19 protein-coding genes and 2 tRNA genes are annotated in these 20,707 nt (G+C 44.9%); 12 read left to right on the plus strand and 9 right to left on the minus strand.

Annotated elements, in window-relative coordinates; translation table 11 throughout:
- Positions 1-386 precede the first annotated feature (386 nt).
- Together AAA938_RS19710 and AAA938_RS19715 are read left to right on the plus strand one after the other, a co-directional pair.
- Positions 387-686: a HigA family addiction module antitoxin gene (locus AAA938_RS19710; RefSeq protein WP_338230588.1), complete on the plus strand. Its 300-nt coding sequence runs from the start codon at positions 387-389 to the stop codon at positions 684-686.
- Between the two features lie 132 nt (positions 687-818).
- Positions 819-2,081: a replication-associated recombination protein A gene (locus tag AAA938_RS19715; protein WP_338230590.1), complete on the plus strand. Its 1,263-nt coding sequence runs from the start codon at positions 819-821 to the stop codon at positions 2,079-2,081.
- A gap of 132 nt (positions 2,082-2,213) precedes the next feature.
- Here AAA938_RS19715 and AAA938_RS19720 read toward each other — a convergent pair.
- The 3 genes from AAA938_RS19720 to AAA938_RS19730 all read right to left on the minus strand — a co-directional run bounded on the left by AAA938_RS19720 (position 2,214) and on the right by AAA938_RS19730 (position 4,352).
- Positions 2,214-2,288, minus strand: a tRNA-Val gene (locus tag AAA938_RS19720).
- Positions 2,289-2,315: 27 nt separating this feature from the next.
- Positions 2,316-2,390, minus strand: a tRNA-Val gene (locus tag AAA938_RS19725).
- 135 nt (positions 2,391-2,525) lie between these two features.
- Positions 2,526-4,352: a TonB-dependent receptor plug domain-containing protein gene (locus AAA938_RS19730; RefSeq protein ID WP_338230592.1), complete on the minus strand. Its 1,827-nt coding sequence runs from the start codon at positions 4,350-4,352 to the stop codon at positions 2,526-2,528.
- A gap of 227 nt (positions 4,353-4,579) precedes the next feature.
- Between AAA938_RS19730 and AAA938_RS19735 the strand changes: the two genes are divergently transcribed.
- Entirely contained in the window at positions 4,580-6,538 is a 1,959-nt protein-coding gene (locus tag AAA938_RS19735) for a M1 family metallopeptidase (protein ID WP_338230594.1), read from the plus strand.
- Between the two features lie 285 nt (positions 6,539-6,823).
- Here AAA938_RS19735 and AAA938_RS19740 read toward each other — a convergent pair whose 3' ends face one another.
- Together AAA938_RS19740 and AAA938_RS19745 are read right to left on the minus strand one after the other, a co-directional pair.
- Positions 6,824-7,927, minus strand: a complete 1,104-nt coding sequence (locus AAA938_RS19740) for a trans-sulfuration enzyme family protein (protein WP_338230596.1) — start codon at positions 7,925-7,927, stop codon at positions 6,824-6,826.
- 114 nt (positions 7,928-8,041) lie between these two features.
- Positions 8,042-8,518: a DUF4293 domain-containing protein gene (locus AAA938_RS19745; RefSeq protein ID WP_338230598.1), complete on the minus strand. Its 477-nt coding sequence runs from the start codon at positions 8,516-8,518 to the stop codon at positions 8,042-8,044.
- A 4-nt stretch (positions 8,519-8,522) separates the two neighbouring features.
- On the opposite strand from AAA938_RS19745, the gene truA reads away from it, so the two are divergent.
- From truA to AAA938_RS19780, 7 genes are all read left to right on the plus strand, one after another.
- On the plus strand, positions 8,523-9,374 hold the full coding sequence (truA, locus tag AAA938_RS19750; RefSeq protein WP_338230600.1) for a tRNA pseudouridine(38-40) synthase TruA: 852 nt from the start codon (positions 8,523-8,525) through the stop codon (positions 9,372-9,374).
- Between the two features lie 6 nt (positions 9,375-9,380).
- Positions 9,381-11,153 (plus strand): ABC transporter ATP-binding protein, encoded by a 1,773-nt coding sequence (locus AAA938_RS19755; RefSeq protein WP_338230602.1) that lies wholly within the window; start codon positions 9,381-9,383, stop codon positions 11,151-11,153.
- 25 nt (positions 11,154-11,178) lie between these two features.
- Positions 11,179-11,763: a hypothetical protein gene (locus AAA938_RS19760; RefSeq protein WP_338230604.1), complete on the plus strand. Its 585-nt coding sequence runs from the start codon at positions 11,179-11,181 to the stop codon at positions 11,761-11,763.
- A gap of 3 nt (positions 11,764-11,766) precedes the next feature.
- Complete coding sequence (locus AAA938_RS19765; protein ID WP_338230605.1) at positions 11,767-12,279, plus strand: GyrI-like domain-containing protein; 513 nt, start codon at positions 11,767-11,769, stop codon at positions 12,277-12,279.
- A gap of 71 nt (positions 12,280-12,350) precedes the next feature.
- A complete protein-coding gene (locus tag AAA938_RS19770) occupies positions 12,351-12,875 on the plus strand; it encodes a hypothetical protein (RefSeq protein WP_338230607.1) in 525 nt (174 codons plus the stop codon).
- Between the two features lie 109 nt (positions 12,876-12,984).
- Positions 12,985-14,010: a uroporphyrinogen decarboxylase gene (gene hemE / locus AAA938_RS19775; protein ID WP_338230609.1), complete on the plus strand. Its 1,026-nt coding sequence runs from the start codon at positions 12,985-12,987 to the stop codon at positions 14,008-14,010.
- 299 nt (positions 14,011-14,309) lie between these two features.
- Complete coding sequence (locus AAA938_RS19780) at positions 14,310-15,053, plus strand: DUF6733 family protein (RefSeq protein ID WP_338230611.1); 744 nt, start codon at positions 14,310-14,312, stop codon at positions 15,051-15,053.
- 64 nt (positions 15,054-15,117) lie between these two features.
- Here the strand turns inward: AAA938_RS19780 and AAA938_RS19785 are convergent, their stop codons facing one another.
- On the minus strand, positions 15,118-15,927 hold the full coding sequence (locus tag AAA938_RS19785; RefSeq protein WP_338230613.1) for an MOSC domain-containing protein: 810 nt from the start codon (positions 15,925-15,927) through the stop codon (positions 15,118-15,120).
- A 38-nt stretch (positions 15,928-15,965) separates the two neighbouring features.
- Positions 15,966-16,130, minus strand: coding sequence for a hypothetical protein (locus AAA938_RS19790; protein WP_338230615.1), 165 nt, complete (start codon positions 16,128-16,130; stop codon positions 15,966-15,968).
- Positions 16,131-16,354: 224 nt separating this feature from the next.
- On the opposite strand from AAA938_RS19790, the gene dnaK reads away from it, so the two are divergent.
- Together dnaK and AAA938_RS19800 are read left to right on the plus strand one after the other, a co-directional pair.
- Entirely contained in the window at positions 16,355-18,268 is a 1,914-nt protein-coding gene (gene dnaK / locus AAA938_RS19795) for a molecular chaperone DnaK (protein ID WP_338230617.1), read from the plus strand.
- A gap of 109 nt (positions 18,269-18,377) precedes the next feature.
- Positions 18,378-18,752 carry a co-chaperone GroES gene (locus tag AAA938_RS19800; protein WP_338219997.1) on the plus strand — a complete coding sequence of 125 codons (375 nt, stop codon included), beginning with the start codon at positions 18,378-18,380 and terminating at the stop codon, positions 18,750-18,752.
- A 50-nt stretch (positions 18,753-18,802) separates the two neighbouring features.
- Here the strand turns inward: AAA938_RS19800 and AAA938_RS19805 are convergent, their stop codons facing one another.
- Positions 18,803-19,162 (minus strand): hypothetical protein, encoded by a 360-nt coding sequence (locus AAA938_RS19805; RefSeq protein WP_338230619.1) that lies wholly within the window; start codon positions 19,160-19,162, stop codon positions 18,803-18,805.
- Positions 19,163-19,454: 292 nt separating this feature from the next.
- Positions 19,455-20,630: a porin gene (locus AAA938_RS19810; protein ID WP_338230622.1), complete on the minus strand. Its 1,176-nt coding sequence runs from the start codon at positions 20,628-20,630 to the stop codon at positions 19,455-19,457.
- Positions 20,631-20,707: the final 77 nt, after the last annotated feature.

Here is a 20,707-nt window from a genome sequence, read left to right on the forward strand (position 1 = left end):
CAGAAAAAGCTTTCTCAGGTGGTATCTGTACTTCAAAAATGCCGGTAAAAAAGGTTTTCATTAGCCATAAAACAAGAAGAATGAAGCATGAAAAAAGGGCTCCGAAAAACGAAGCCCCTTCATTCCACTTGGCAGATTCTATTGCTGGTAAGTTGCTCCTCAGCAGAGCTTACGTCCTCTTCAAACCTGCACGGGATTTTAAGAAATTTTCTAATCAAAGGCACCAACTATTTTTGACCACATTACCTTAAACAATAAGAGTGTAAGGGAAATCATTTTTAGAAACTTCAGAATCATTTACGCCATTTTTGATTCTCAAAGAATAACCATTTTGGCAGTTCACGAAAGTTCTAGACCTCTATCGAATATTTCAATTTTTGATTGATATGGAAAAACTCAAAAACATACATCCTGGCGAGATTCTAAGTGAAGAATTCTTGAAACCTATGGGAATCACTGCCTACAAATTGGCAAAGGAAACCCATATTCCTCAAACCAGAATTTCAGAAATCATTCTAGGAAAAAGGCGAATCACTGCAGATTCTGCCCTTAGATTTTCAAAGTTTTTCGGTACTTCTCCGAAATTCTGGCTCGGCCTACAGGATGATTTTGACTTGGAGGAAGAGAGAAATTCGAAACAGACAGAATTTGATTCAATAATTCAATTCGATTTCAATCAGGCCTGAAAAGGCCTTTTTTTATGCTATTTTGCTATCGCAAATTTGAATCAAGGGCTCAATTTTAGAACCTCTTGATACCAGCATCTTGATAGTCGATACTTTCTAATTTCTTGCCTCTCATCTCTCGCTTCTGAACAAATGAATCCTACTCCCCTAGCCGAACGCATGCGTCCCACCCGATTGGAAGACTTGATCGGTCAGGAGCATTTATCGGCACCCTCTTCTTTTTTATACAAAGCTATCAAGTCAGGCAATGTGCCTTCGCTGATCCTTTGGGGGCCTCCGGGTGTGGGGAAAACAACCATTGCGAATATCATCGCCAACGAGATCAAGGCTCCTTTTTATACTCTGAGCGCAATAAGTTCGGGCGTAAAAGACATCCGCGAGGTCATTGACAAAGCGAAATTCCAAATGGGAGTCGTCCTTTTCATCGACGAAATCCACCGCTTCAATAAATCCCAACAAGACGCGCTTTTGGGAGCTGTGGAAAAAGGCACTATTCGCTTAATTGGGGCAACTACTGAGAATCCTTCTTTCGAGGTCAATTCGGCCCTGCTTTCTCGTTGTCAAGTTTTTACCCTCAATCCATTAGGTAGAACTGAAATGGAAGCCATGATGAAGCAGGCTTTGGAGAAGGATGTGGACTTGAGAAAGATCCGGGTAGAACTTCAGGAAACAGATGCTTTGCTTCGGATTTCTGGAGGGGATGGCAGAAAGTTGCTCAACCTACTTGAAATCGTCATCGACGGGATCAACGAAAACCCATGTGTGATCACTGATGAAAAAGTCATGCAAATCGCCCAGCAGAAAGTCGCGCTCTACGACAAATCCGGTGAGCAGCATTACGATATCATTTCAGCCTTTATCAAATCCATCCGAGGCTCAGATCCCAATGCCGCAGTGTATTGGTTAGCGAGAATGATTGAGGGAGGGGAAGATGTAAAGTTTATCGCCCGAAGGTTGGTGATTTTGGCTTCGGAGGATATTGGTAATGCAAATCCAAACGCCTTGCTTTTGGCCACCAACTGCTTTGAAGCAGTGAAGATCATTGGCTATCCCGAGGCAAGAATCATCCTTTCTCAGTGCGTCACCTATTTGGCTAGTTCTCCAAAAAGTAACGCGGCCTATATGGCGATAAATCAAGCTCAGGCTTTAGTCAAAGAAACAGGCAATCTTTCTGTACCTCTTCACCTTCGCAATGCGCCAACGAAGCTGATGAAAGACCTGAATTATGGGAAAGCCTACAAATATTCCCATGATTTCCCCGGCAACTTTGTAGAACAGGAATTTCTCCCCGACGAAATTAAAGGCACCAAACTCTACGAACCCGGTGAAAATGCCCGGGAAAACGAGCTGAGAAAGTATTTGTCAGGAAAGTGGAAAGGGAAGTATGGGTATTGAAAAGTTGGGAAGACGGAAGACAGGAGACCGAAGACTTGATATTATCTGAAAAAAAATCTGCGAAAATCTGTGTCTTTTTCTGTGTTAATCTGCGGGAAACAAAAAAGCCTTGAATTTCTCCAAGGCTTGATGTGGAAGTTGAGGGATTCGAACCCCCGACCCTCTGCTTGTAAGGCAGATGCTCTGAACCAGCTGAGCTAAACTTCCGAAGTATTTTCGGTTAATCTTTAAATGTGGAAGTTGAGGGATTCGAACCCCCGACCCTCTGCTTGTAAGGCAGATGCTCTGAACCAGCTGAGCTAAACTTCCTAATTCCTTTCCTTTCGAAAGGGAATGCAAAGGTAATTCGATAAATCTTTCTTCCAATAGGACTTGTTTACTTTTTCCATCAATCATTCTCAATTCATTGAAAATGAGCTGAAAAAAGTATTGCCAAAAAGCCACTTACTCCAAATTCACCATAAATCCTGCTCTAAACCACCTGCCCGGCATCTGTACTGTACCAGCCTCGATGTAATCAGCATTGGTGATATTGGACGCCTCGGTAAAGAATCCCAGCTTACCCAAACGATTGTAATCCACTCGCATGTCCAACAAAAAGTAGGGATCTAGTGACATTCGTTCCACGTAGCGCATTTTTGTATTCCACTCGACCTTTTTCCCCAATCCCACCAAAACACCTGCAATGACCTGATTATTCAATGCCGTCAAGGCATACCTCGATTCCAAACCTTCTGAAGCTGCAAAATCTGCATCAATGAAGTTGTAAGAAAGCATTAACTCTTTGACCTGAATTGACCTTCCGCTCGGATTGATTGCATAATGAATCGAAGCCTCCACGCCGTTGAAAGTGACTTCGTTGAGGTTTCTGGGCTGCCAAGGTTCCTGATCGGAAGTCCGTGTCCATTCGATCAGGTTCTCCGAGTATCGGTTGAAATAAACCAACTCACCTCTCCAGCCGGAGCGAGTCCATTTTCCTCCCACTTCAAAACTTCTGGCCTGCTCGGGCACCAAATCCGCATTTCCGATATTGGTAGGTCCGACGTAATACAGGTCGGTATAGGTGGGAATTCGATAGCTGGAACCGATACCGCTGTAAAATCGAAGGTTTTTAGAAGCTTGGAAACCCACCTCTGCACCCGGAAAATGCTTCCATCCGTATTCCGAATAGTAGTTGGAGTACAATCCTGCCCTCAGGTCGACTTTGGTGCCCAACTGGACCATTTGCTCCAGAAATAGCCCAGAAAGCGTCCGGTCATGGTCTCCCAAATTGGTGCTTTCGATCTGTTCTTTTCTTACCTCTACCCCAAATCCGGTAGTACCCAATTTGCTTTCGTAGCTCCCATTGGCTTCCAAGGCAAATACATCGGAAGTGTGGAAATTTTGGAAAAATTCAGGCTCATTTCTTCTCAGACGGTATTCATCAGCATTTCTTCTCCAATAAGCTCGGGTATTGAGATAGAATCTATCCTTTTGGAAAGTATGTGCGAGGGAAGCCAAGGTCGTTTGAATACTTTCCCACTGATCGGGAAAAGCTGAGGTGTAAAACCCGTTTGCTCCAAAAGTCCGATCGGTATAGGCAATCATTCCCCTGATTTCGTTTGCATCATTGAGCTGAGCTCCACCTTCGTAGAAAATATTGCTTACTCGATAGTCTGAATTGTACTGATGCCCATCCGATTCATCGTAGGAGACCGCCAGATTTTGACGGTATTTTCCTGCAGGAAGAGAACCTGCAAAATTCACTCCTCTCATCCCAAAATCCCCTCCATAGCCTTGGATTCTCAGATTTCTTTCTTCGCTCAGTCGGGTAATCACATTGACTGCCCCTGCAAAAGCATTTTGTCCAAAAATCCTCGAGGCAGGCCCCTTCAGCACCTCTACCCGATCAATATTGACCAAAGGAACGGGTATATTCATCATGTGATGCCCGGTCTGAGGGTCGGTCAGCTTGATTCCGTTCAGCAGCATCAGGGTTTGCTCAAAAGATCCTCCACGAATCCCGATATCAGCCTGAACTCCCGATACTCCCCGCTGCCGAACGTCCACACCGGGAACAAAAGTCAAAACCTCTTGTAAAGATCGGGCTGGCGTGGTTTCAATTTGATTTTTGCCTACCACGCTGATGTTTCGGCTTTGTTTGGAAAAGGGAATCTGAATCCGGTTTTCCTGAATCAGAACTTCTTCCAGGTTTTGGGAGGTAGTATCTGTTTGGGAAAGAACGGGCAAAGCAAGCCCAGTAATTGCAATCAATAGTAGTGCTTTTCTCATTGAGGTAGTTGGTAATTGCGAACAAAGGTAAAGCAGGACTTTTTCCATTTCCAACCTCAAGGGATTCTAAAAAATGGTTAAGTGGCGATATTTCGAAAAGAAAAAGTTTTTAGTCAGCACAGGTTCGCTTAATTTCATGGCAAATAAACAATTCTGGAATTTCAATTTGGATAAAACTGATCTGCCAGGTAACGGCAATACAGAGTGAGTCCCTCAATTTAAATCGTATGTTAAAAAAATCAGTAAAACTAGGCCTGGCGCTTACTTTTCTTACCCTCACCTTTGGAGGGGAGGCCTGGGCACAGCAAGGCAAAGAAAACAATCAAAAAGACTTTTCCGAGTTTATGGACCGGAAAGGAAACATCTACCGAACAGCCTCCGGCAAACCCGGAGAAGCCTACTGGCAGAATGCTGCGGACTATCAGATGGAGGTAAGTTTGGATGAAGCCAATCATGTCCTTTCCGGAAAGGTGACCATCACCTACACCAACAACAGTCCGGAAAGTCTGGATTTCATTTGGCTTCAGTTGGAGCAAAACCGCTTTACTCCCGATTCTCGAGGCACCTTGACCACACCCGTGCAGGGCAACCGGTACAATGGAGACGTGGATGGAGGATATACCATTTCCAATGTGGCTGCCAAAGTTGGAGCCAAAGGAGGCACCTCTTCCCGTCACCTGATTGAAGATACCCGCATGCAGGTTTGGTTTGCCGAGCCTATCCCGGCTAAAGGCGGTAAGGCTACGGTTTCCATGGACTTTTCATTCAAAGTACCTCAAAAAGGCATGGATCGCATGGGCCGATTGAAGGTGAAGGATGGCTGGATTTATGCCTTTGCACAGTGGTATCCCAAAGTGGCTGTATTTGACGAAATCGAAGGATGGAACGTGGAGCCGTACTTGGGAGCCGGTGAGTTCTACCTGGAATACGGTAATTTTGACTACAAAGTCACGGTGCCTTACAACCACATTGTGGTAGGTTCGGGCAAATTGATGAATCCAAATGAAGTTCTTTCTAAGGAACTTCAGAATCGCTATTCCAAAGCATCCCAAAGCGAAGAGACCGTTTATTTGATTTCTCCTGAAGAAATCAAAAACACCGCCCTCACCCGACCCAAGCAGGAAGGGATGGTGACTTGGCATTTCAAAATCCAAAACGCCAGAGATGTAGCCTTTGCCACCTCAGACTCTTTCATCTGGGATGCTGCCCGTATCAATCTTCCTTCCGGGAAAACAGCCCTTGCTCAGTCCGTATATCCTATGGAAAGCAACGGGGAGGGAGCATGGACACGATCTACCGAATACAGCAAAGCATCTATCGAGTATTACTCCAAGCAGTGGTTTGAATTCCCATACGAAACTGCTACAAATGTGGCTGCCGAGATCGGCGGGATGGAATATCCCGGCTTGAATTTCTGCCATTACAATTCCAAAGGAGCTTCACTTTGGGGAGTGACGGATCACGAATTTGGCCACAACTGGTTCCCGATGATTGTTGGAAACAACGAGCGCCGCTACGCCTGGATGGATGAGGGCTTCAACACCTTCATCAACCACTACAGCTCTAATGCCTTCAACAATGGGGAGTATCCCTCCACTCTTAATGAAACCCGAAGATTCAACGGGTATTTTACCAGTGAGAACAGAGAGGGAATTGACAACTATCCGGATGTGACCGACACCCGCAATTTGGGAATGGTGGCCTACATGAAGCCTGCCATCGGTCTGATTATGCTCAGAGAATATATTTTGGGTCATGAGCGATTTGACAATGCCTTCCGATCTTACATCAATACCTGGGCCTACAAGCATCCTCAGCCTACGGATTTTTTCAACCATATGGAAAATGTGGCAGGGGAAAACCTAAGCTGGTTCTGGAAAGGCTGGTTCTATGGCAATGGAAACATCGACTTGGGCATCAGCTCGGTACAGCCCTATGGAGGCAATTACCTGGTCAACTTGGTCAATAAGGGGGATTTCCCTATGCCGGTGATTTTGGAAATGACTTACGATGATGGCAGCAAGGAGAGGGTAAAGCTTCCGGTAGAAATCTGGCAAAGAGGAGATTCCTGGAGCTACTTGCACAAGACCTCCAAAAAAGTAACCGGAATCGTAATCGATCCCGACAAAGTCATTCCGGATATCAATCTGGGCAATGATTCCTGGCCGGTGGAAATCTACAAGTAAAAAAAAGAGGCTGTCTTAAAAGTGAAGTTTGTCACATTGAGCGAAGTCGAAATGTCGTCCGGAAAGCTGGAAATGGCCTTCGACTCCTGTCACCCTGAGCGAAGTCGAAGGGTCAGGCTGACAACGAAACGATTTATGAGACAGCCTCTTTTTTGTTCAAAGTTCAGAGTTCGAAGTTATGGGTTCAGCTTTCGAGATTCCTTATTTTTTACACAAAGGATAAAATAATTGCCTTGCGAGAAAGCTACCAGCCTGATTCAATTCACAAATCGTATATTCAGTTTTTTATCCCAAGGCCTGATTCAAATCCTCCAGCAAATCATCGGTGTGCTCCAGCCCTACCGAAACCCGAAGGAGATTTGGTGGGGTCAGTGTATCGGGGCCTTCTACAGCCGCTCTTCGCTCGATTAGGCTTTCGACACCTCCTAGACTGGTCGCATTCACAAAAAAATGAAGTCGAGACACCACCCGGTCAGCTTCTTCTGCACCTCCTTTGACCATAAAGGAAACGATTCCTCCAAACCCGCTCATCTGAGAAACGGCGATATCATGATTCTTGTGGGATTTCAATCCCGGATAAAATACACGCTCCACCTTGGGGTGATTGAGTAAAAACTCCGCCAAAATCATGGCATGCTCAGCGTGCCCTTTCATCCGATAGGCCAAAGTCCGGATACTTCGAGCAAGCCAATAGCAATCCGTGGGGGAAGGAACTGCCCCTCCCACCCGCTGTACGGTTCGTATTTTATTCCAAAACTCATTTTTCTCCTTGGTCACCAAAGCCCCCCCTAAGATATCCGAATGACCACCAAAATACTTGGTGCTGCTATGCATGACAACGTCTGCCCCGAGAAGCAGTGGATTTTGAAAGACAGGAGTAGCAAAGGTATTGTCGCAAGCAAGGAGGGCTCCCTGCTCTTTAGCAATCGCCGAAATCGCCCGGATATCGGTGATCTTCAAGAGGGGATTGGAGGGAGTTTCCACCCAAAACAGGCGGGTATTAGGCTGAATGGCTGCCTTCACCGCATCCAAATCACTCATATCCACAAAGCTCACCTCGTGAATGCCGGCAAAAAGCTGAACCATGGAATTGTGCAAGCCATGATACATGTCATCGGGGGCGATGATATGCGAACCCGGCTCAAGGGCTTGGTAAACAGCCGTTCCAGCCGCATTCCCGGAAGAAAAAGCTGCCGCATCCACTCCTTTTTCCAAGGCTGCAATCACTTCTTCCAAAGCAACCCGGTTGGGATTGGAGGCCCGGGTGTACAGCATCCCGCCTTCATTTCCATGCTCAAAGGTAGTGCTCAGCGTAATGGGCTGGACGACAGGATTATTTTTATCGGTAATATGATTGCCTTTGTGAATGGCTAGGGTTTCGAATTTCATATCTATCAGGATTTAAGGCAAAATAGGAAAGTATTTGAAGGGATGGAATGACTGATGTCACAGAATCCATTTTCCAACAAAAAAGCCCCTGATTTCTCCGGGGCCTTTGGAATTTTATCGAATCCGATCCACAGACCGGACCAGCATCTCATCTTTTCTGATAAATCGATTGGCCAGCATATTGAATACCATGGCTGCCAAAACCGCCCAAAAACCGATCTGATAGCTGCCTGCCACTTCTGCGCCGATTTCTTCATTGACTCCATTGGTCGTCAAGAAAACAGCCGCTACCAAGCCCACCATCAGCAGGCTGTTGATCATATTGAGCATCATCTGACGGGTTCTGTTTTTGTATTGAAAAATAGAAATCAAGGCTAATAGCCCGGCAAAAGAAGCCAAAGCAGCCAAATACCATTTGGAAGAGGCCTGAATTACCTCTCCGGAAGCATCCGATTGGGTCATGGCAAAGGCACTGAGAGACCAAGTCTCGCCTGAAGCTGCTAAAACTTGCTGCCAAAGTCCGGTGCCCAAGGTCACTCCCATGGAGATCACGACTAAAAGCAAGAAGATGGTTTGAATTCGCTGAATCATTATTTTGAATTTTCTGCAAAGAAAAGCCCATTTCGCAGGAATACCAAAAGACGGGAAAAAGACAGGAATTGAAGCGGAATCGTATCTTTGCGCTGGTATGGAAGGAAAAAAGCGGTATTTCTTGGAATTGAGCTACAAAGGGACTCCCTTTCATGGCTGGCAAATCCAGCAAAATGCGCTTACCGTACAGGAAGTGATCGAAAAGGCGCTCAGCTTGTATTTCAGGCAGGAGATTTCCATCATGGGAAGTGGCCGCACAGACACGGGAGTCCATGCATCCATGCAGGTTTGTCATTTTGATCTGGAAGATCAAATTCCCAACGGCAATTTTCTCAAAGGCATCAATGCCCTTCTCCCCAAAGAGATTGCCATTCATTCTATCAGGCCGGTCAAGGAAGATGCACATGCCCGGTTTGATGCTGAGCGGAGGTCTTATTTCTACCGTATTATCTATCGAAAAGATCCCTTTTTGGATGAATTGGCTTGGCTGTGCTTTCACCGGCCTGATATAACTCTGATGAATCAGGCGTGTGAAATCTTGCTGAAGCATGAGGACTTCGAATGCTTTAGCAAAGTCAAAACGGAAGTGAATCATTTCCGCTGCCAAATCTTTTCGGCACAATGGGAACAAAAGGACAACCAATTATTATTTCATATTACCGCCAATCGATTTTTGCGTGGGATGGTGCGGGCAATTGTCGGAACTTTGCTTGAAATCGGGTACGGCACGCGACCTTTGTCCTCCCTGGAAGAAATCATCCTTTCGAAAGACCGGAACAAAGCAGGCAAAGCTGCTCCCGCCAAGGGCTTGTTTTTGAGCCAAATCGATTATCCAGCACATATCTACTTAGACTGATCTACCTTGGGCTTAGAAAAAGAAAAAGAATCCTCCGGCGAAATCGTTGACATCAAAGTTCTCAAAGAACTCTACGGTTTTGTCAAACCCTATCGGCTTCAATTCTACTTTTTGGTGTTTTTGACTGTCGCTTTGGCTGTATTGGCACCGACTAGGCCATACTTCATCCAAGTGGCCATTGATGATTATGTGGCTTTGGGGGATGTGCCGGGTTTGATCAAAATCATCTACTTGCTGGTGGGTCTTATGATCCTGCAAGCTGTGGTGCAGTGGGCCCACACTTATTTTTCAGGATGGATCGGTCAGGTCATCATCAAGGATATCCGGATCAAACTCTACCGGCATCTGCTCAAACTCCGGCTGAAGTTTTTTGACAATACCCCAATCGGACGCTTGGTCACACGAAACGTATCGGATATCGAAACCCTTGCCGACGTATTCAGCGAAGGTTTAGCCGCCATCATCGGAGACCTTTTGCAGCTGGTTACCATTTTGGGAGTCATGTTTTACATCGATTGGAAGCTGACCTTGGTAAGCTTGTGTACGCTTCCGCTGATGATCATTTCGACTTACATATTCAAGGAGAAAATCAAAGTCACCTTCAATGATGTGAGAAACGCAGTATCCAATCTCAACTCTTTTCTCCAAGAACACATCACCGGGATGAATATCGTGCAGATTTTCAACCGGGAAGAACGGGAATTTGAGAAGTTCAAGGAAATCAACAGAGAGCATCGAGCCGCCCATATCCGCTCAGTGCTTTATTATTCTGTGTATTTCCCAGTAGCGGAAATCATTCAGGCCATGGGAGTTGGTTTGGTCGTGTGGTATGGTGCTGTAGGCGTTTTGGGCATGAATATTCAGGTGGGGGTTTTGATCTCCTTCATCATGTACCTTCAGCTGTTTTTCCGGCCTATCCGGATGATTGCTGACCGGTTCAATACCCTTCAGATGGGCGTGGTGAGTTCCTCCAGAATCTTCAAGCTACTCAACAGCAAGGAGCACATCGCCAACGAAGGCAACTACAAGCCTGAGCGCATTGAGGGAAATATCCGAGTGGAAAAGGTGTGGTTTGCCTATGTCGATGAGGACTATGTGCTAAAAGATATCAGCTTTGAAGTGAAAAAGGGGCAGACCGTAGCCCTGGTAGGCGCTACAGGTGCAGGGAAGTCTTCCATCATCAATTTGATTTCCCGGTTTTACGAAATCAACCAAGGTCATATCTACATCGACGGACGGGAAATTCGAGAGTACGAATTGGCCATCCTGAGAAAGCACATCGGCGTGGTCCTTCAGGATGTCTTTCTTTTTTCCAACAGCATCTATCACAACATCACCCTAGGAAATCCGTCCATTACCCGGGAACAGGTCATGGAGGCAGCTGATTTGGTCGGTGCCAAAAAATTTATCGAGCGACTTCCGGGAGGTTTGGACTACAATGTGATGGAGCGAGGCTCTACCCTCTCTGTAGGTCAGCGCCAATTGATCTCCTTTGTCCGGGCGATGGTGTACAATCCTGAAATCCTCATCCTCGACGAGGCCACTTCATCTGTGGACACAGAGACTGAGGAGCTGATTCAGGAGTCCATAGAGAAAATGATGAAAGGCCGGACATCGATAGTGATTGCGCACCGGCTTTCTACCATACAAAAAGCAGATCAGATTTTAGTCCTGCACAAAGGTGAAATCGTAGAAACAGGCACCCATGCTTCTCTGCTCGAATTGGGAGGGTATTATACCCAACTGCATCAGATGCAGCTGAAGACCATGGCGATCTAAGCTGAAACTCTAAACCAACACAAATATGAAAATCAGACTATTTCTGCTGACTTTGCTTTGCCCCTTGATTTTACAGGCACAGGAAAGAGGTGCCGGGGTAAGACTGGGCGAACCCTTTTCCCTTACCTACAAGGACTTTTTTGAAGATTATTGGTCCTTTGAAGTCATGCTGGGTTCGGGCGGAGTGAATAGCGGGGAATACTACCAAAAAGCTTTTGAAAACAATCCTCCTGAATCCAATGCGATCTATGTAGGCTATTCTGCCCGAAGAGGAATTTCATTAAACTTCCGAATGGCCTTGCATGAGGATTTCACCGATATGTTCGAGATCACCCAAGGCTATCTTTTGGGATATGCCGGGGCTGGAGTTCAAATCAGAACCACTTATGTGGATTACACTTACTTTTTAACACCAAACCTCCCGGGAAACCCCAATCTGAATGAAACCCGGACTAATTTTGATCTGGGACCCGAAGTTTTTGCAGGCGCCGAATATTACTTTGATGAGCTCCCGATCAGTGTCTTTGCCGAAATAGGCTTATATCTTGAGCTGATTGATCGAATCAATATGCGTGGACAAGGTGGAATTGGAGTGAGGTATTTGTTTTAAGCCATGAAAAAGTCAGTCATTCTCGTTTTAATAGTATTCCTACTTATCGTTGGTGGATATTTCGTTTTTGACCGACTGGGTGGGAATACCCCAATAGAAATCGAGTTGGTGGAAAAGAAACCGGATAATCTCGCCGGCAAAACCTTCCGGGGAACTCCCCAAGATCCTCAACTCAAAGCGACCTTTCAGCAGATCGAACAAGCCCAATCCCTTAACCCCGGCACGCAAATTCATACGATCTACTATGTGGAGCCTGCCGGCAAGCTGGATACGATGAAAGTATTTGTGGGAATCAATCTTCCTTTTGCTACCGGAGATTTGGAAGCCAAAACCTTCGAAGAAAACCGCTACTTACTGGCCAAAATCCGGGGAAGCAAATGGGTGATGCCCGGTCCCGAAAAAGTAAAAGCCCAACTGATGGATTTTGCTTCAAAAAATGGCCTTTCGCTAAGCGGAGAGTACATAGATAAAATCATCTCTGAGTCTGAGGTTCAGGTGATTGCGCCAGTCAAATGATTTCTTAAGCAAATCTTAATCAACCTTGGCACGATCCCTGCCGTGATAACAGAAACTAAACCGCTGAAATCATGAATAGACTTACTGCAATGTTGGCTTTGGTAGGACTGCTTTTCTTCCAAGCCTGTACCGGTCCAGAAGGTCCGGTTGGACCCCAAGGACCTGAGGGATTACCCGGAATCAATATTTTGGGATCTACCTATGAGGTTGAAGTAGATTTTACAGCTGCTAATGAATATGAAGGTCTTTTCACTCTGCCGACCCCAGCAGAGCAAAGTGATGTAGCCCTTGTTTACGTCCTTTGGGAAGTAGACAATCAGACCCCGATCTGGAGAGCTTTGCCTCAAACTGTCTTTTTCCAGGAGGGAGTATTGATGTACAATTTCGATTTTACCCGATTTGATGTGAGAATGTTCCTAGATGGCCCGATCGATTATTCGATTTTAGGACCAGAATGGACCCGGGATCAGCTGTTTCGGATTGTGATTGTCCCCAGTGATTTTGCCTCAAACAGAATTGATTGGACCGACTATGAAGCCGTGACAAAGATGCTGGGAATCAAGGATTCAGACTTCCAGAAGATCAAACTCAATTAATCCAATTCTTCTCATTGAATTCAAAAAGCGATGGCAAAAAAAGTCATCGCTTTCTTTTTTGTTCGAAGTCTAATCATCCAAAAAATGATTCCGCTCGTATCTTTGCGGCATGCAACTCCAAAACGATCTGCTGCTGCGGGCAGCAAGAGGTGAAAAAACCGAACGAACTCCTGTATGGCTGATGCGTCAGGCAGGCCGAATCCTTCCCGAATACCGAGCTGTACGTGACTCCGTCAGTGGGTTTATTGAACTGGCTCAAACTCCAGAATTGGCTGCTGAGGTGACCATTCAGCCTGTGGATATTCTCGGGGTCGATGCTGCCATTATTTTTTCGGACATTTTGGTGATCCCTGAAGCCATGGGCCTTCCCTACGAAATGGTAGAGAAGCGAGGACCTTGGTTTTCGGAGACGGTTCGCAGCGAATCTGATTTAAAAAAGCTCAGAGTAGCAGACGGTGAAAACGACCTGAAATACGTGATGGATGCGATCCACATCACCAAAAAGAATCTCCAAGGCCGAGTCCCGCTGATCGGATTTGCCGGAGCACCTTGGACCATTTTCGCTTATATGGTTGAGGGAAGCGGAAGCAAGACCTTTTCCAAATCCAGAGAAAAACTCTATCGGGACCCTGTATTCTCCCATAAGTTACTTCAGCTGATCACCGATTCGACGATCAATTACCTTAAGGCACAAATCAGAGCAGGTGCTGATCTGGTTCAGATTTTTGACAGCTGGGCGGGTATTTTGGGACCCAAGCAATACGAGGAATTTTCGCTTCGATACATTTCGCAGATTTGTGATGCAATTACAGAGGTCCCTGTGACGGTATTTGCCAAGGGAGCCTTTTTCGCAAGAGAAGAAATGGGAAAACTCAATTGCGAAACCATCGGACTCGATTGGAATATGGGCATCGCTGAATCCAGAAGATTAATCGGTGATTCCAAAACACTGCAAGGCAACTTGGACCCTGCGGCACTGTATGGCAATGAAGATCAGGTAAGAAAAGCGACACAGGACATGCTGACCGAATTCCGCGGAAGCCGACACATCGCCAACTTGGGGCATGGATTGTATCCTGATATTGAGCCGGAAATGGTGAAAGTATTTGTGCAGACGGTAAAAGATCATCAATAATCCAAGTCAAAAAAATTCCAAAAGAGGCTTCATAAAGGCCTCTTTTTTTGTTGGTAACCAGGCAAAAAGTCCATTTCAGAAGAAATGGAAAGGATTTTTATACATGTTTAAATTTGTATAAAATTTTTTAATGATTATCAAAATTATAATTTATCTTATTTTTTTTAACAAATCTTTAATAAAATATTCCATTTGTTAAATTTTTGATATTAATTTAAACCATTCTTTATCGATAAATCATTAAATATCGAAAAGTAAGTACGCTTTCAAACCTATTTCAAACCTAAACACATTAATTCATGAAAAACTGGTTACAATTCAAACCAAGTGGGATGAGATTCCCTACTGCACTTCTGTGTGCATTTATTTTGAGCCTCAACATAGCATGGGCTCAAGAAGAAAAGCAGTTCAACTTCTCCGTGGCCTTAAACTCCGACCAATTCTTCGGGTTCTATCCGACTTTCCAGGGTTCGTATGGATTTTCGGATAAGGCAGCCCTGACCTTCTATGGTATCCACTGGGGCGGCGGTACAGGTGCCAACTGGGGCAACTGGACAGAATTTGGTATCGGTGCCAACTTCCAGGCAGGTGACGGCCTTTCCATTAATCCGCAAATAGGATTCCTTGGTGGAAATCTTCTCAGCTCCGGGACAGCAGGACCTGCGATTTTTGGAGATGGTATTGTTCCAAACCTGACTGTGAACTTATTGAAGGAAAAAGTTGAAGGCCAGTTTTACTTTGGTTACTATGCACCCTTACGTGATGAGGCTCCCACCACTGGAACTACCCTGTCTTATGTCCACTATTGGCTCAATCTAGGCTTCCGCGCGAGCCAATTTTTCTCCTTCGGTGCTCATTACGAGCACTTGATCAACTCAGGAGGGTCTAATGTGGAGACTTCAACAGATGTCTACCAGTGGCTCGGTCCTTACGTTCAATTCAGCAAGCCTACAGGCGGACCTTTTGCAAGATTTTCTTTCGGAACTGATTTGGTAGAAGGCAATGATTCCTTCTTCAAGTTGACTACCGGATTTAGCTTCTAATCAACCAACTGAATACCTTACAAGAAAAAGCCGGGCTGATTGCAGTCCGGCTTTCATTTTTTTCTTAACTCAAAGGAATCAGCTCATCTCCTATATTGACCGATCCCAAGTTGAGCGCTACGGCATTTTGCCCAAACATCACCTTGTTGTTGACGGTTCGGTATGAGGAAAGGGTTTTTAGCGGTTCTTTTCCCTTTTCACCCGTTTTCTGATCTACAGTAGTCATGACACATCTCGCACAAGGCTTGATCAACTGAAAAGTCACCCCACCAATTTGTACTTTGCGAAGCTGATCCTCCAAAAACGGTTCTCCTCCGGAAAACACCAAGTTGGGCCGAAACCGATCCATCGGCACCGGATTTTCCAGTCTGCTATTCAAATCATCCAGTGAACTTTGTCCAATAAAAAGATAGGGCATTCCGTCAGCAAAACTGACCGATTCTTCATTGACAGCATACCGTGGGTCCACAGCTCTCTTCGAGCTTTCTGGCATCACAACCAAGTCAACTTTAAACCCCAAAAACTCCGAAAACCATTTTCCGGACTCCTCATTTACTACTTTTCCGGTGACTTCATCATCCCAAATGGTAACCAATAGCTCTTTTCCTTCCGCTCGATCCAAAGGGATTTGCAATCGCTTATTAGGGTCTGCTTTATGGAAGACAAAAAGTGAGTCCTCCCCCACCTCCACCTGAAGAAGAGCCAACTTGGCAAATTCCCGCTGAGACACAAATCTCCCGGTCTCATCCACAAGCATCCACCTTCTGTCATACCGGAATCCTCTTTCCTCAACTTGCCCTTCTGCCAATCGGATTCCTCCCAGGGATTTGATAGGATAAATAAAAATATCCTGAAGAATAAGCTTCTTTTCCATAGGGTAAAAATAGGGTAAATCCTTATCGGGAAAATTGATCAGCCCAAAAAGACCTGAATAACGTCTGAAACTTGGGAAATCAGATCCCAAATAATATCCTCTTTCCGGTAGGCTGATAAATAAATCACGATCCAAGCCATTGCGGCCGCTCCTATCCATCGAAGCCTTTCTTTCATCTTGGGATTTGCAATATACCTGTTCATACCTCAAGGATGGCTTCACCGTCCAACTAGTTGCATAATCAAAAGCGATATTGGCAGAAAAGTCAGTCAATTCACCTCCCTCCGTGACACAAGTGGAAAAATCAGGGGAATCTTTGGCTCAAAATCCTGACAAACTGACACCAAAAGAGGAAATTTTTCTGCTGGCACAGGCATTGAAGCAGGGGGAGAGTATTTCATCTGAAAACTAACAAACTTATATAATCATGGGAAAAATTATAGGCATTGACTTGGGTACTACCAACTCCTGCGTAGCAGTAATGGAGGGTAACGAGCCTGTAGTCATCCAAAACAGCGAAGGAAGAAGAACCACGCCTTCTATCGTGGCCTTCTTGGACAATGGAAACGGAGAGCGCAAAGTAGGTGACCCGGCCAAGCGTCAGGCAATCACCAACCCTGCCAATACCATTTCCTCCGTGAAGCGATTCATGGGAAAGAAATTCTCAGAAGTTTCTGAAGAGAAAAAACACGCTTCTTACAAAGTAGAACAAGGCTCTAACGATACAGTAGCCATCAAAATCGGAGACCGATCTTATACTCCTCAGGAGATCTCTGCGATGATTCTTCAGAAAATGAAGAACACTGCAGAAGACTTCTTGGGACAGACTGTCACCGAAGCTGTCATTACTGTACCTGCTTACTTCAACGATGCAGAGCGCCAGGCTACTAAAGAAGCCGGACAGATCGCAGGTCTTGAAGTGAAGCGAATCATCAACGAGCCTACTGCAGCCGCTTTGGCTTACGGTATGGATAAGAAAAATCAGGACATGAAGATTGCAGTGTATGACCTTGGTGGGGGTACATTCGATATTTCTATTCTTGAATTGGGTGATGGAGTATTCGAAGTAAAATCAACCAACGGTGACGTACACTTGGGTGGTGATGACTTTGATCAGGTGATCATCGACTGGCTAGCTAACGAATTCCAGACCGAAGAGCAAATTGATCTTAGAAAAGATCCGATGGCCCTTCAGCGATTGAAAGAAGCTGCCGAAAAGGCAAAAATCGAGCTTTCCAGCTCTGCTTCTACTGAAATCAACCTTCCTTACATCACAGCTACCCAAACAGGACCAAAGCACTTGGTAAGAAATCTGTCCAGAGCCAAGTTTGAGCAGCTATCAGAAAATCTGGTAAGAAGATCCATGGAGCCTTGTAAAAAAGCGCTTCAGGATGCAGGAATGACTGCTTCTGATATTGACGAGGTGATCTTGGTGGGTGGTTCTACCCGAATCCCTAAAATCCAGGAAGAAGTTGAAAAATTCTTTGGTAAAAAGCCTTCCAAAGGCGTGAACCCTGACGAAGTAGTGGCAATCGGTGCTGCTATTCAAGGTGGGGTTTTGACCGGGGAGGTGAAGGATGTACTTCTTTTGGACGTGACTCCGCTTTCACTTGGAATCGAGACCATGGGTGGCGTTTTCACCAAGCTGATCGAAGCCAACACTACTATTCCTACCAAAAAGTCTGAGGTATTCTCTACCGCAGCGGACAATCAGCCTGCAGTAGATATTCACGTACTTCAGGGAGAAAGACCTTTGGCCAAAGACAACCGTTCTATCGGAAGATTCCAGCTGTCTGATATTCCGCCAGCACCAAGAGGCGTACCTCAAATCGAAGTAACCTTCGACATCGATGCCAATGGTATTCTGAATGTGTCAGCAAAAGACAAAGGAACTGGCAAAGAGCAGAAGATCAAGATCGAAGCTTCTTCCGGCTTGTCTCAGGACGATATCGAAAGAATGAAGCGTGAGGCAGAAGCCAATGCAGCTGCTGATAAAGCAGAAAAAGAAAAAATCGAAAAACTCAATCAAGCTGACAGCCTGATTTTCCAGACTGAAAAGCAGTTGAAGGAGTTTGGAGACAAGCTTTCTGATGGAAACAAGTCCAATATCAATACCGCTCTGGAAGCGTTGAAATCCGCTCATGGTGCTAAAAACCTAGAGGGAATCGACACTGCAATGGCAGATTTGAACAAGGCTTGGGAAGCTGCATCCACAGAGATGTACAACGCCACTCAAGGAGCAGGCGCACAACAGCCGGGACCTGATGCAGGAGCCAACTCCAATGCAGGTGACGGAGTATCCGACGTGGATTACGAAGAAGTTAGCGAAGACAAGAAATAAGGAATCATTAATCCTTCTTGGCGGCATCTGTCCTTGGGCAGGTGCCGCTTCTTTTCTACCAAATGGGATTTGATCAAAAAAATTCCATTCACCATAAACTCAAATCGGGATGCAACTCACTGCCGATAACAAACTGAAAAAACTGATTGTGGTAGGAGACCGGGTTTTGATCCGGTTGAAAAAACCAAATGAAAAGACCGGGTCAGGACTTTATCTGCCTCCGGGAGTACAGGAAAAGGAAAAAGTGCAGCAGGGATACATTATCAAAGCCGGACCGGGCTATCCAATCCCCATGCCGGTAGAGGACCATGAACCCTGGATGGACAGTGATGAAAAAGTAAAATATGTACCCCTCCAAGCCAAAGAAGGCGACTTAGCCATATTCTTACTTTCAGGAGCTCACGAGGTCATGTATGAAGGAGAAAAATATTTTATCGTTTCCCAAGCGGCTATTCTGATGCTGGAACGAGAACAGGACTTATAACCATCTCATCTAAAAACAAAAAACCGATCAGTTGATCGGTTTTTTTATTCTTAGTGAATCCATCTTTTCTTTGATCTCATGGACTTGGGTTCCTCATAGACAGCTTTCGAATTTACCTCCGGCTTTTCTTTATCCCATGGATTGGAGTTCTTTGCTTGAAGTGCTTTAGGATTATTGATTTCTTTTCTGAAACCAACATTTAATCTCTTTCGCGACTCCTTATTCCAGACCTCTGTGTTCTTTGCTTTTGAACCCTTGGCTGATGAAATATCACCTTCATGGACCAATGCAATGCGCGGACTAGTGATTTTCCCTATTTTGGCATTTTTCATTTTTGGCCCGAACCCTCCATCTTGAGCAAGTAAAGGTGAGGCTATTAAAAGAGCTAAAACAACCAGTAAAATTTTCATAGCAAGTGTATTTGGGTTACACAAAACTATACTATCCCTGCCAGAAAATGTTTCAAAACCGATAAAAAATCACCCTTTTAAATTTTTATCGATAGATTATTTCAAAATTCACAAAATCACTACAATAATTCAAAAGGATATTTTTAACGCCTGAAAATCCCACTTGTACCGCATATTTCTTTTCAGAGGTTCAAAAATAAATCGTTTATGCGCAGAAATTTCGATAAACAGAAAAAGCCGAGGTGAAATTCACCCCGGCTTTATTCTAAAATTGACCCTGTTTATTTTTTAATTAAAATGCGAATACCGCTGCCAAAAGGAAAGAGGCCAAACCCTTGGAGGGAGTTAATTCCTTGGTAAGGAAATAGTCGTCACTCATGGTGTCAAACCTCAATTCAGGAATCAAGGTGAGGTTTTTACCGATTTTTGCATTACCTGACAGAGTAACCGCAAACACATTTCCATCACCATTTGAATCGGTAGAGACCACGCCGTCCAAACCACTATTGAATACACTGAAGTATTCCCCTCTCAGTCCAATACCAAAATTTTCACTTGGCCGGGCTTGAAGATATCCGGCAAATCCATAAAAGCCAGCTCCTTCACCCTCTGAATCCTGAATATCAGAACCGGTGTAAATTTCTCCGGAGGCAGAAGTATTATATGTCGTATTGACACCTAAATACCAGAAATCTGAAAGATCAAAACCGGTAGTCAAGTCAATCTGAAATGTCTTTCCCAAGGAAGTCTGACCTGGTTCAAGCAAACCATTGTCAGAAAGAGTCCCATCCTGATCTCCATAGACTACATTCAAATAGGTATTACCCAATTCTGTGGAGTAGCCCAACTGACCTCCAAAAGTGTAGGTACCATTCAGGTTGAATTCCGTCATATCGGTAGGATTCATGACCGCAGCCAAAAATGAAAGCTTATCTGACAATTGAATATTTGCTTTCAAGCCAGTATGGGAAAAAGGCCCATAGGAAAACATATAGGAGGTGGAATAATTGAAATTTGCAGTGGGAGAAATTACTTCATACCCCAAAAAGGTATTGAAATTACCCATGGTCAAAGTCACTTTTTCAGACACATTCCAATAGACATACAATTGATTGACAATCTGAGAACTGCCTGCAAAACCTCCTGAATAAAGAGGCGATCCAAAAACAGCATCTTCTCCTCTCGGCCCGAAGACTAAATCCACTACTGCACCGACCTTTTTTCCTTCATAGGTAGCTATGATATTGGCCATACCTAGGGCAAAACCCGGAAGATTACCGAAGGAAGAGGCTGGCGCTTGAAAATTCTCTCCCTTGTTGGGAGCATTGAAATTGGTTCTGAAATAGGCATCTACTGAGCCCGAAAGAGTCAATGCACTGACTTCTTCTTCTATAACTTCTTCTTGTGCTAGTACTGATTGAAAGGCGGACAAGGCCACAAAGATTATTAGTAGAAATAGGTTTTTCATTTTAATTTTGAGTGTTGGTGAATGATAGAGTTGACCAATAGAGCCCCTATCCGGTCGAAAGAGAGTCGCGTTTTTTT

This window comes from Algoriphagus taiwanensis (genome assembly GCF_036245645.1).
GTDB lineage: Bacteria > Bacteroidota > Bacteroidia > Cytophagales > Cyclobacteriaceae > Algoriphagus > Algoriphagus taiwanensis.